Origin of the sequence: Methylophaga muralis (assembly GCF_001720165.1) — a bacterium.
Classification (GTDB): Bacteria; Pseudomonadota; Gammaproteobacteria; order Nitrosococcales; family Methylophagaceae; genus Methylophaga; species Methylophaga muralis.
On sequence record NZ_MCRI01000020.1, the window covers coordinates 34,406 to 46,712 of the forward strand.

The 12,307-nt window shown below is 44.6% G+C and carries 14 protein-coding genes; 13 read left to right on the plus strand and 1 reads right to left on the minus strand.

Annotated elements, in window-relative coordinates:
- The first annotated feature begins 8 nt into the window (after positions 1-8).
- The 11 genes from aroC to cysK all read left to right on the plus strand — a co-directional run bounded on the left by aroC (position 9) and on the right by cysK (position 10,063).
- Positions 9-1,106 (plus strand): chorismate synthase, encoded by a 1,098-nt coding sequence (gene aroC / locus A9E74_RS09125; RefSeq protein WP_069296320.1) that lies wholly within the window; start codon positions 9-11, stop codon positions 1,104-1,106.
- An 11-nt stretch (positions 1,107-1,117) separates the two neighbouring features.
- Positions 1,118-2,281: an MFS transporter gene (locus A9E74_RS09130; RefSeq protein WP_069296321.1), complete on the plus strand. Its 1,164-nt coding sequence runs from the start codon at positions 1,118-1,120 to the stop codon at positions 2,279-2,281.
- 112 nt (positions 2,282-2,393) lie between these two features.
- Positions 2,394-3,743: a Na(+)-translocating NADH-quinone reductase subunit A gene (locus A9E74_RS09135; RefSeq protein WP_069296322.1), complete on the plus strand. Its 1,350-nt coding sequence runs from the start codon at positions 2,394-2,396 to the stop codon at positions 3,741-3,743.
- Between the two features lie 2 nt (positions 3,744-3,745).
- Complete coding sequence (locus A9E74_RS09140) at positions 3,746-4,954, plus strand: NADH:ubiquinone reductase (Na(+)-transporting) subunit B (protein ID WP_069296323.1); 1,209 nt, start codon at positions 3,746-3,748, stop codon at positions 4,952-4,954.
- A gap of 2 nt (positions 4,955-4,956) precedes the next feature.
- Complete coding sequence (locus A9E74_RS09145; protein ID WP_069296324.1) at positions 4,957-5,784, plus strand: Na(+)-translocating NADH-quinone reductase subunit C; 828 nt, start codon at positions 4,957-4,959, stop codon at positions 5,782-5,784.
- Positions 5,784-6,446, plus strand: coding sequence for an NADH:ubiquinone reductase (Na(+)-transporting) subunit D (locus A9E74_RS09150; RefSeq protein ID WP_069296325.1), 663 nt, complete (start codon positions 5,784-5,786; stop codon positions 6,444-6,446). Before A9E74_RS09145 ends, A9E74_RS09150 begins: the two co-directional genes overlap by 1 nt.
- Positions 6,447-7,055, plus strand: coding sequence for an NADH:ubiquinone reductase (Na(+)-transporting) subunit E (gene nqrE, locus A9E74_RS09155; RefSeq protein WP_069296326.1), 609 nt, complete (start codon positions 6,447-6,449; stop codon positions 7,053-7,055).
- Positions 7,055-8,272, plus strand: coding sequence for an NADH:ubiquinone reductase (Na(+)-transporting) subunit F (gene nqrF / locus A9E74_RS09160; protein ID WP_069296327.1), 1,218 nt, complete (start codon positions 7,055-7,057; stop codon positions 8,270-8,272). The genes nqrE and nqrF overlap by 1 nt, the downstream gene beginning before the upstream one ends.
- Position 8,273: 1 nt before the next feature.
- Positions 8,274-8,477 (plus strand): (Na+)-NQR maturation NqrM, encoded by a 204-nt coding sequence (nqrM, locus tag A9E74_RS09165; protein WP_069296328.1) that lies wholly within the window; start codon positions 8,274-8,276, stop codon positions 8,475-8,477.
- A 20-nt stretch (positions 8,478-8,497) separates the two neighbouring features.
- Positions 8,498-8,962 carry a CBS domain-containing protein gene (locus A9E74_RS09170; RefSeq protein WP_069296329.1) on the plus strand — a complete coding sequence of 155 codons (465 nt, stop codon included), beginning with the start codon at positions 8,498-8,500 and terminating at the stop codon, positions 8,960-8,962.
- A 144-nt stretch (positions 8,963-9,106) separates the two neighbouring features.
- Complete coding sequence (gene cysK / locus A9E74_RS09175) at positions 9,107-10,063, plus strand: cysteine synthase A (RefSeq protein ID WP_069296330.1); 957 nt, start codon at positions 9,107-9,109, stop codon at positions 10,061-10,063.
- A gap of 13 nt (positions 10,064-10,076) precedes the next feature.
- Here the strand turns inward: cysK and A9E74_RS09180 are convergent, their stop codons facing one another.
- A complete protein-coding gene (locus tag A9E74_RS09180; protein WP_069296331.1) occupies positions 10,077-10,802 on the minus strand; it encodes an alpha/beta fold hydrolase in 726 nt (241 codons plus the stop codon).
- Positions 10,803-10,910: 108 nt separating this feature from the next.
- On the opposite strand from A9E74_RS09180, the gene A9E74_RS09185 reads away from it, so the two are divergent.
- Complete coding sequence (locus A9E74_RS09185) at positions 10,911-11,279, plus strand: cupin domain-containing protein (RefSeq protein ID WP_069296332.1); 369 nt, start codon at positions 10,911-10,913, stop codon at positions 11,277-11,279.
- A gap of 253 nt (positions 11,280-11,532) precedes the next feature.
- Complete coding sequence (locus A9E74_RS09190; protein ID WP_245652131.1) at positions 11,533-11,820, plus strand: cupin domain-containing protein; 288 nt, start codon at positions 11,533-11,535, stop codon at positions 11,818-11,820.
- Positions 11,821-12,307 lie beyond the last annotated feature (487 nt).

Sequence of the window (12,307 nt, forward strand, 5' to 3'; positions counted from 1 at the left end):
ATTTTATTATGTCAGGCAACAGTTTTGGAAAACTCTTTACCGTCACCACCTTTGGCGAAAGTCACGGCACAGCGCTGGGCTGCATTGTGGATGGCTGTCCTCCAGGACTGGAATTGTCTGAAGCGGATCTGCAAGGCGATCTGGATCGTCGACGTCCCGGCAAAAGCCGCCATGAAACCCAGCGTCGCGAACCCGATCAGGTCAAAATCCTCTCAGGCATTTTTGAAGGTAAAACCACCGGCACACCGATTGGTTTATTGATTGAAAACGTTGATCAACGCTCAAAAGATTACGGCAATATTGCAGAGCAGTTTCGCCCAGCACATGCCGATTACGCCTATCAACATAAATACGGATTTCGTGACTATCGTGGTGGTGGTCGCTCATCTGCACGTGAAACCGCCATGCGTGTCGCAGCAGGCGGGATTGCTAAAAAATTCCTCAAGCAACGTTATGGCATCGAAATACTGGGTTATCTGAGCCAACTTGGCCCGATCAAAGCGGAAATAATGGATTGGACCCATATCGAAAATAGTCTGTTTTTCAATCCGGATCCAAACATTGAAAGTCAGTTGGAAGACTATATGGACGCCTTACGCAAGGAAGGTAATTCAATTGGTGCACGTATTAACGTAATTGCCCGTCATGTTCCGCCAGGTTTGGGAGAACCGATTTTTGACCGGCTGGATGCTGATATTGCCCATGCGATGATGAGCATTAATGCGGTAAAAGGTGTGGAAATCGGTGCCGGATTTGACTCTGTCACTCAGAAAGGCACAGAACATCGTGATGAAATGACCCCGCAAGGTTTTTTAAGTAATCACGCAGGTGGCACTTTAGGAGGTATTTCCAGCGGACAAGACCTACTGGTGAGTATGGCCCTTAAACCCACATCCAGCCTGCGTCTCCCTGGTAGAAGTATCAATACACGTGGTGAACCCATAGAAGTCGTAACCCACGGTCGACATGATCCCTGCGTCGGTATTCGTGCCACACCTATTGCAGAAGCCATGCTGGCATTGGTATTAATGGATCATGTGTTGCGTCATCGCGCGCAGAATATGGATGTAACTACCGACACTCCTATCATTCCGGCGCAAGCCTGATCTGATCCTTGGTGCCTTTTTCCGGTCTTCCCTACTGGCGACTGTCAGGGTTTTATCTTTTTTATTTTGCAACCTTGGGAATTCTGGTGCCCTATTGGGGCCTCTACCTGCAATGGGAAGGTTTCAGCGCCAGGCAAATTGGTGAGTTAACCGCCATTTTGTTGGCAACCAGAATCATCGCACCTAATGTCTGGGGTTGGATTGCCGATCATCGTGGTCAGCGAATGCGCATCGTTCGACTGGCAAGTTTTCTCAGCATTTTGGCTTTCTCTGCCATTTTTATCTCACAAAGTTATTACTGGATTGCAGGCGTGATGGTGCTGTTCAGTTTTTTCTGGAATGCTTCGCTACCCCAATTTGAAGTCACTACCCTGCAACATCTGGGGGAGCATAGTCACCATTACAGCAAAATCCGTGTATGGGGCTCAATTGGTTTTATCTGTGTGGTAGTAATACTAGGCTGGCTATTGGATCGGTATGATGCGGGCATAGTGCCTTATGCGTTACTGATCTCTATCTCCGGGATTTGGCTAATCAGTTTGAGCGTACCCGAATCGGCCAGTCGGCACCTTAGTTTGAATCATATTCCGATCAAAACCTTGCTCAAACAACCTTCCGTACGCGCTTTTTTAGCCATCTGTTTTTTAATGCTGGTCAGCCATGGCCCCTACTATACTTTTTATAGCATTTATCTGGAGCAGCATGGCTACAGTCGAACCCTTATTGGACAGTTATGGGCATTAGGCGTCATCGCGGAGTTAATGGTATTCCTGGTGATGCATCGCTGGTTACCACGTTTTGGTATCCGTAAGGTATTGCTGGCGAGCTTATTATTGGCTGCGCTTAGATGGTTGCTGATCGCCTTTTATGCTGATCAGATATTGATTTTAATTGTCGCACAATCATTACATGCCGCAAGCTACGGAGCCTATCATGCCGCTTCAATTGCCTGGGTGCATCACCACTTTATCGGATGCAACCAAGGACGAGGCCAGGCGTTGTATAGCAGCATGAGTTTTGGTGCTGGAGGCGCGGCAGGGAGTCTCTTGAGTGGTTATTTATGGCTCACCCCTGGGCCTCAAATAACATTCATACTGGCAGCTTTAACCGCGAGCAGTGCTTTTTTAATTGGCTTTATCTGGCTCAAAACAATTAAAACGCCCGCTGTTAAATAACCATTCAAATAACGTGGTAAGCTTCCCATAAGTACCGCAAAGCCGCTATACTCCTGCGTTGAAAATTTCGAAAGCCAACAGTGCTTAAGCACTGCTTCTGACTAGGTGGGATATGCATTTCTCAATTAAGAAAGGGCTGACATTGCCCCTTGCTGGTGCCCCGGAGCAAAAAATTAGCCAAGCTAATCCGGTGACAACTGTTGCTGTGTTGGGTCACGAATTTGTCGGCATGAGGCCGACCATGCTGGTTGAAGAAGGACAACGGGTTAAATTAGGTGAAGCGTTATTCACCGATAAAAAAACGCCTGGAGTTACTTTTACAGCACCTGGTTCAGGCGTGATTACTTCCATCAATCGTGGTGCTAAACGCGCTTTGCAATCAGTCGTGATTCAGCTCGAAGGTGATGAACAAGTTACTTTTCAGCATTATTCTGCGAAAGAACTACCCTCTCTAAAACGTGAGCAAGTACAGCAGAATCTGGTCGAATCCGGTCTATGGACAGCGCTGCGTACACGTCCGTATAGCAAAACACCTGAGCTGGACAGTGAACCCAAAGCAATTTTTATTACTGCTATTGATACCAATCCCCTTGCTGCCGACCCAAATCTGATCATTAATGAATATGCTGAAGATTTCAAAAATGGACTGACTGTGCTCAGCCATTTAACCAGTGGCAAGCTGTATCTCTGCCAAGCTCCACAAGCAGCATTACCCACTCCTGATATTCAGAATCTAGAAACTCCAACCTTCTCCGGCCCACATCCTGCGGGATTGGTTGGTACACATATCCATTTCATCGAACCAGTCAGTGTCAAAAAAATGGTTTGGCATATTGGTTATCAAGATGTTATTGCCATTGGCAAACTGTTCACCACTGGCCACCTCTGGGTTGAGCGAATCGTCTCACTGGCCGGTCCGATGGTGAATTCACCACGATTAATTCGTACCCGCCTTGGCGCGAACACAGAAGATTTAGTCCGTGGTGAATTACAAAATATCCGTTCACGCGTTATTTCCGGCTCAGTTTTTAATGGCCATACCGCTAATAATTGGGCAGCCTTTGTTGGCCGTTTTCACAACCAAATTTCAGTGCTCGAAGAAGGCACTCACCGTGAAATATTAGGCTGGATTCGTCCGGGCGGTGCTAATAAATATTCTGCTTTGAATGTTTTCTTTAGCAAGCTGCTGGGTAAAAAAGACTTACCGTTGACCACGTCTCAGAATGGTAGTCCACGCGCCATGGTGCCAGTAGGTGTATTTGAAACCGTTATGCCTCTGGACATTTTACCAACGCAACTGCTGAGAGCTTTATTGGTCAGAGATACAGATTCTGCTCAAGCCCTGGGGTGTCTTGAGTTGGATGAAGAAGACTTGGCCTTATGTTCATACGTTTGCTCTGGCAAATATGATTATGGCCCAGCGCTTAGAGCCAATCTTACACAAATAGAAAAAGAAGGATAACCATGGCGCGTTTAAGACGATTCCTTGACAGGATAGAGCCGTCATTCCAAAAAGGCGGACCATACGAGAAGTATTTTGCCGTCTATGAAATGATCGATACGTTCATTTACAGCCCGGGTGATGTGACTCGTGGCTCTCCGCATGTTCGAGATGGTATCGACCTTAAGCGGGTAATGAGTTACGTCGTGCTCGCAACCTTACCGGTTTTGATGCTGATGTTATGGAATACCGGCTATCAGGCTAACAGTGCCATGGCCCAATTGGGTATGTCGACGTTGGAAGGCTGGCGTGGCTGGATCTTGACCAGTTTTGGTATCGGTTATGATCCCAACAGCATGTTCTCTAACATGTTCCACGGGCTTTTATACTTTTTGCCGATATACCTGACGACATTGATTGCCGGTGGCACTTTTGAGGTCATTTTTGCTGCAGTGAGAAACCATGAAGTCAATGAAGGCTTTTTGGTCACTTCAATGCTCTACAGCTTGACACTGCCACCCTCAACGCCATTATGGCAGGTGGCTCTGGGTATTATCTTTGGTGTCGTCATTGGCAAAGAAGTATTTGGCGGTACAGGCAAAAACTTCTTGAACCCCGCATTAACTGGCCGGGCATTTTTGTACTTTGCCTACCCTGCACAAATGTCCGGCGATGCAATCTGGACAGCGATTGATGGTTACACCGGTGCAACACCTCTGGCTCTGGCAGCTTTAGGCGGTTTGGATGCGATCACCGAAGCGGGTTATACCTGGTCACAAACCTTTATCGGTCATATGCCTGGCTCTTTAGGTGAAACCTCAACACTGGCCATCCTATTAGGTGCCGCGTTCCTGCTTTATACCCGAATCGCTTCTTTCCGAATTATTTTCGGGGTGTTTATCGGTATGGTTGCTACTACCTGGCTATTCAACATGATAGGCAGTGAAACTAATCCAATGTTTGGTCTGCCCTGGTACTGGCATTTATCTCTGGGTGGTTTTGCCTTTGGTATGGTCTTTATGGCAACAGATCCCGTGTCCGCAGCGATGACGAATAAGGGGCGCTGGATCTACGGCATATTGATAGGTTTTATGACCGTTTTGATAAGGGTAATCAATCCCGCTTTCCCAGAAGGCATTATGTTAGCCATTTTGTTTGCCAATATATTCGCACCTCTTATCGACTATTTTGTCGTTCAGTCCAACATTAAACGAAGACTACAAAGAAGCTAACTATGGCAGAAATTACTCAGAAAAAAGGTTTTTTGGGACAGCTGATGCAGCGACCCAATGATGACCCGACAAAAACCATATTCATTGCAATAATGCTTTGTTTAGTGTGTTCGGTAATGGTGTCAACAGCTGCCGTAGCACTTAAATCCAAGCAGATTGTGAATAAGCAGAATGATATACGCCAAAATATTTTAGCGGTGACTGACCAATATGAACCCGGAATGGACATGGAAACCGCCTTTGAGAAATTTGAAGTCAAACTGGTAGATATTGCTGCTGGCGAGTTTGCAGAAAATGATATCAACCCCGCAACATTCGATCAGCGTAAAGCTGCCGGTTCTCCCGATTTAGGTGTTCGTCTGAGTAACCGGGAAGATATTGCTGGAATTGGTAGTCGAGCTAAATATGCACCCGTTTATATTCTGCGCCAGGGTGATGAGATCGAGCAGATCGTCATTCCGGTGCATGGATATGGATTGTGGTCGACCATGTATGGTTTTCTGTCTCTGGAAAACGACTTTAATACCATTCGCGGTTTAAGGTTTTACGAACATGCTGAAACACCCGGTTTAGGTGGTGAAATAGAAAATTCACGCTGGTTGGCCAAATGGGAAGGTAAAAAAATATTTGATGAAAATGGCAATGTGGAGTTTAGAGTTGTACGCGGTTATGTCGACAACAATACTCCACAAGCTGAATATAAAGTCGACGGTCTATCTGGAGCCACGCTGACCAGTCAGGGCGTATCCAATATGATGGTTTTCTGGTTAGGTGAAAATGGATTTGGTCCTTTTTTGCAAAACATGCGTTCAGAGGTGGGGAATAACTGATGGCTAGCCAAGCAAAAACAAATGTTATCGACCCGTTAATCGATAACAACCCAATCACATTACAGGTTCTTGGTATCTGCTCAGCGTTGGCAGTTACCACCAATATGACCGCTGCCTTGATAATGTGTATCGCACTGACGACGGTCGCCGCATTTTCTGGTGCCATCATCAGTATGATTCGACACCACATTCCGTCGAGTATTCGTATCATTGTGCAAATGACGGTTATTGCCTCTCTGGTAATCATCGTTGACCAGATCCTCAAAGCCTATGCTTATGAAGCCAGCAAACAATTATCGGTATTTGTTGGTTTGATAATCACCAACTGTATTGTTTTGGGTCGTGCAGAAGCGTATGCGATGAAAAACTCTCCTGGCATGAGTTTTCTTGATGGTTTAGGTAACGGCTTGGGTTACAGCGTAGTGTTACTTGTTGTGGCATTCTTCCGTGAATTGCTGGGCGCCGGTAAGTTGTTTGGTCAAACCATTATTCCAGTTGCCAATGAGGGTGGTTGGTATATGCCGAATGGCTTGATGCTGCTGCCTCCTAGTGCGTTTTTTATTATTGGTCTAATGATTTGGGCTATTCGTACCTGGAAACCTCGTCAAGTTGAGGCGCCCGATTATCAGATTCATCAAGTACATCGCACGGAGGTTTTGTAAATGGAGCATTATCTCAGCCTGTTTATCCGCTCAATTTTCGTTGAGAATCTGGCGCTGGCCTTCTTTTTGGGTATGTGTACCTTCCTCGCAGTGTCGAAAAAAATTGAAACGGCATTGGGCTTAGGCATAGCGGTTATTCTGGTTCAGGCAATTACTGTCCCAACCAATAATCTGATTTATCAGTATCTGCTTAAAGAAGGTGCATTATCCTGGGCCGGTTTACCTGATGTGGATTTAAGCTTCTTGGGGCTTATCAGCTACATCGGCGTAATTGCTGCCATGGTGCAAATTATTGAAATGGCCATGGATAAATACGTGCCAGCTCTCTATAACGCTTTAGGTATTTTCTTGCCTTTAATCACTGTGAACTGCGCCATTTTAGGTGGCACATTATTCATGGTTGAACGTGATTACAATCTTGCCGAAAGTGCGGTTTACGGTGTAGGTAGCGGCTTTGGTTGGGCACTGGCTATTACTGCAATTGCAGGCATCAGAGAGAAACTTAAATATTCCGACGTTCCTGACGGCCTACAAGGCCTTGGCATCACCTTCATTACTGCGGGCTTGATGGCGTTAGGATTCATGGCATTTTCGGGGATTCAACTCTAATGGAAATCATTTTAGGCATCGTTTTATTCACGCTGATCATCATGGCGTTGGTATTCGTTATTATCAGCGCGCGCTCCAAACTGGTAGCGACCGGTGATATCGAAATTATCGTCAACGATGAAAAAACGATTAAAACCAAGGCTGGTGGCAAGCTTTTAGGAGCTTTAGCCGATGCCAACCTGTTTGTATCTTCAGCTTGCGGTGGTGGTGGTACGTGTGCACAGTGCAAAGTAAAAATCTTCGAAGGTGGTGGCTCGATTCTGCCCACCGAAGAATCACATATCACCAAACGTGAAGCCGCTGAAGGTGACCGCTTATCTTGCCAAGTTGCCGTTAAACAAAATATGCGGATTCAAGTACCTGAAGAAGTATTTGGCGTAAAAAAATGGGAATGTACGGTTCGTTCCAACGATAACGTTGCAACCTTTATTAAAGAACTCATTCTTGAATTACCGGAAGGTGAAAGCGTTAATTTCCGTGCCGGTGGTTTTATACAGATTGAATGTCCACCACACACTGTTGAATATAAAAACTTTGTGATTGCTGATGAATATCGTCCTGATTGGGATCGTTTTGATTTATGGCGTTATAAATCAGTTGTGAAAGAAAATGTCGTACGCGCTTATTCAATGGCGAACTACCCAGAAGAAAAAGGGATTGTGATGCTGAATGTTCGTATAGCATCTCCGCCTCCAAACGCAGATGATGTTCCACCGGGCATCATGTCTTCGTATATTTTTGATCTGAAACCTGGCGATAAGGTCACGATTTCAGGTCCTTTCGGCGAATTTTTTGCCAAGGATACCGATAAGGAAATGGTCTTTATTGGTGGTGGTGCCGGTATGGCACCAATGCGTTCGCATATTTTTGATCAACTGCGTCGTTTGAAATCCAAACGTAAAATGACCTTCTGGTATGGCGCTCGTAGTCTTCGAGAAATGTTTTATACCGAAGATTTCGATGAGCTGGCAGCTGAAAATGATAACTTTACTTGGCATGTCGCATTATCAGACGCCTTACCGGAAGATAACTGGACGGGTTATACAGGCTTCATTCATAACGTTATCTATGAACACTATCTTAAAGATCATCCGGCACCTGAAGATTGTGAATATTACATGTGTGGTCCACCAATGATGAACGCCGCCGTCATCAAAATGCTCGAAGATTTAGGTGTAGAACCTGAGAACATTATGCTTGATGATTTTGGAGGCTAAAATGAATACTTTCCTAGCCACATTTTTGATTATTTTACTTGCAGTATTTGCCATGGCTATCGGGGTGATCTTTGGCCGTTCTGCAATCAAAGGTAGTTGTGGCGGTTTGAACCAGGTAGGACTATCAGGAAGCTGTGGTGGTGCCTGTTCAACACAGGAAAAACAAGAGTGTGAGGCCCGAAAGCGGGCAAAACAACAAAACTAATCAGCGTCAGGGAGAAACTCATGCTTGCATCACTCAAAGTTAAAGATCACATGAATGGCACCAAAATCACCTTCACACCTGAAATGGATGTTTTACGGGCAATTCATCAGCTGATTGAGTTTAAAATTTCCGGTGCCCCGGTGATTGACCAACGAGGCAACCTTATTGGCTTTCTTTCTGAAAAAGATTGTATGCAAGTTGCACTAAATGCAGCTTATCAGGGTGAAGCAGCCGGCCGTGTCGAAGAGTATATGCATAACAAAGTAGAAACAATTGATTATGAGGCTTCAATTATTGAAGTCGCTCAGAAGTTTTTACAAACAGCCTACAAGTGCTTGCCCGTGATTAAAGAAAACAGACTTGTCGGTTCAATTACCAGACAAAATATTTTGAAGGCTCTAGAGCTGACGTCGAATCCTGATGCAAAACAACCAGCCAAACAATCAACCAAACAGAACATTCATGTCAGTAATAATGTTTCCTGACAATTGAGTTATCAAATTGCTATAAAAATTACAGCCGCCTCGCGGCTGTTTTTATTTCCGAGTTTATAATTTTTCTCTTGGATTTTTTACACAGGCGATTTAGTGTAAGCTTTTGACTATCGTCATCAAACCGACTGAGTATTTATGATTTATAACAGTATCCTCGACACTATCGGTAATACCCCAATTGTCAGACTCAATAATATCGCTCCTGACCATGTTGAGATGTATGTTAAGGTTGAGGCCTTTAATCCAATGGCTTCTGTTAAAGACCGACTGGCATTTGCAGTAATAGATGACGCCGAAAAACGTGGCGTATTAAAACCAGGTCAGACAGTTATTGAAGCCACTTCAGGTAATACAGGTATTGCATTAGCGATGGTCTGTGCAGCAAAAGGCTATCCTTTTGTCGCCACTATGGTTGAAACATTTTCGGTTGAACGACGCAAAATAATGCGAGCCATGGGCGCCAAAGTAATATTGACACCGGCAGCCGAAAGAGGCACTGGAATGGTAAAAAAAGCGGAAGAACTCGCTGAAAAACATGGCTGGTTTCTCGCTCGACAATTTGAAAACCCAGCGAATCCTGCTTTTCATCGCAATACAACAGGTCCAGAGATTCTTCGTGATTTTGCCTGCAAAAAACTCGATTACTGGGTTTCTGGCTGGGGCACAGGCGGCACATTGACGGGTGCTGGTGAAATGATAAAACTCGCCAGACCAGATACTAAAATAGTTGCAACAGAACCTGCTGCTGCTTCAATGCTGGCTGGCGATGATTGGCATCCCCATAAAATTCAAGGCTGGACGCCGGATTTTATTCCTGATGTTTTAAATCGTGATGTCTATGACGAGTTATATCCAGTGACAGATGAAGAATCGAAAAACTGGGCATTACGCTTAGCCAGTGAAGAAGGAATCTTCTGTGGACTCTCCTGTGGTGGCACTGTAGCTGCAGCGATGAAAGTCGCTGAAACAGCCCCTGCAGGCTCTGTAATTCTAGCGATGCTACCTGACACGGGCGAACGATATTTATCAACTTATCTGTTTGAAGGTATGAACGAAGGCTCTGATGATGAGTGGCTGGCTAGCCTCGGCTAGCCAGCCATTTGAATTACTGGTGAAGAACTGCTGCAACTGCCATAGACCAACAGCATGTATGATCAGCCCCACCGACTAAATAACTTTTCACTTTTTCACGGCTTTTAAATTTCGACAAATAAGACATTAAGACTGAACCAGGTACCACAAAATCATGATCACCTATTAAATGCACTTGCGGTACCGCTTCCAATGCCGCACTGAAGTCAACCGGGTTTAATGATCCATATAAGGGATCTGATGCATTAAAATCCGTCCACCACCGATGATCAAGATTACCTGCAACGGTCACTAATAGTGCAACATCGCCCCTTTTTGATGCAATAATTGAAGCAATAGCACCACCACCTGAATATCCTACTAAACGAATATTTTCAGCTTTATAACGTTGTTTAATTTCAGTAATAGCCAAGTCCATCGAATCGACAACGGCCTGTGAATAGCGATGCGATGTCCATAGTTCGCGATTGCAAGAATTAAATCTTGTGGCTTTCAAATATTGACAAGGACGCCCTATATAAACGCTGTGCCCCGCTGATTCTTGGGCTAGTTTTAAGGCAATACCAGGCTCTCCATCACCCTCAATAAAGATATTAAGCGTCTCCGCTTGGATTAAATCCGGTGGGACAAAACCAATCATAATGTGTGAACCGCCAGATAGAATTATACGGTTCCAAGATGTTGAATCATTTGCTTGAACAGCGAAAGATAGAAAAAACAGCAGCATGAATTTTTTCATGGAACACCTCCTTAAAGGGTGACATGAAAACTTCTGCATATAAGGTGCCAAATACGTATTTTGTAGTTTCTGACTATACAAACCACTTACTAGGATTCCAGTTTACTTATGAAACCACAAATCAAACGATTTCAGACCAGTAATGAATACTTTTTTGTTGAGGGATGTTATATCAATGAACTATCCAACACCCCAGAGGATTCTGATCTTTCCATTGCTCTTGCCAGAGTTGAACCAGGAGTTACCACCCAGTGGCATCAGTTAAAGGAAACAACTGAACGCTATGTAATTCTTGAAGGTAAGGGTGTTGTAGAGATCGGTGATCTGGACCCACAAACAGTTCAAATGGGAGATGTAGTGATCATCCCGGCGTTTACCCGTCAAAGAATTACTAATATAAGCAGCGATGATCTTGTTTTTCTCGCCTTGTGTACACCTCGTTTTGCAACAGATAACTATCAATCTGTCTGCACTTAGAACTACTTTTACCCGGATTACCCGAACACTTCACTGATCTCGATAATTGTCCTGGCTATTGTCCATTATCATTAGTGATTACCACTTAAAGTGGATTTATTCCGATACCAGTTAATTGCGAAACTTGAGTCTTTGCTTATATGCACGGAGTTCAGAGAGGAAAACGATTACTTTTGGAAGCTTCTCGTCGCCCAGCGTCACACCAATCACGTCAGATCTTGATGGTTGGGTACCCTATGCAGGTTCCCCAACAATGACCACCTGGCTTGAACATGTCTCTGAAGACGGTAAGTTATTAACGGGTTTTTGGGAAGCCACACCGGGTACTTATCGGGTTACCTATAATGCTGATGAAATGGTACATATTTTCGAAGGTAAGGCCACATTAAAGGCTGATAATGGCGATCCTGTTACCTATATTGCCGGTGACAGTTTTCTGGTTAAGGCCGGCTTTAAGGGTACCTGGATGACGCAACAAACAGTACGCAAGATTTTTGCGATTCGAGTACCTCAGGATGCGACGTCACCCTTTGGTGAGTAATAAATATTTAGCTGGTGATCCATGCTGTTAATCATTAATGTTAACAACATTAAGTTCATACATTAATGGATTGAAGACATATCAGATATAAAAAGAACCCGTCTCATTTGAGACGGGTTCTTTTTATATAAAAGCCCGGCAGTTATTTACATGGATATCATGGTCGCTATCGCTATCCTGCTAGCGCGACACTTGAACATTCAGGTTCATCCTATGTCGGTTTTGTAGGAGCAACAACTTACCACTCCGTTCAATTAGGTCACATTATCTAAACTCTAGATAATAAAAAAGGCCACCCTTTTCGGGTTTATCTTGGGTTTCAGACCTACTTTGATGAGATGCATCCCTGCATCTCACCCTTTAGGCAGCTACCGCTGCCCAAATCTGTTCCAGACGATTTTGTTATGTCCATGGATGGAAGGTATGCCGCTAATGCAGGAGCAATTTGCGGCCACATGGGGGTTACCATGCTCAGGCAGGACACTGT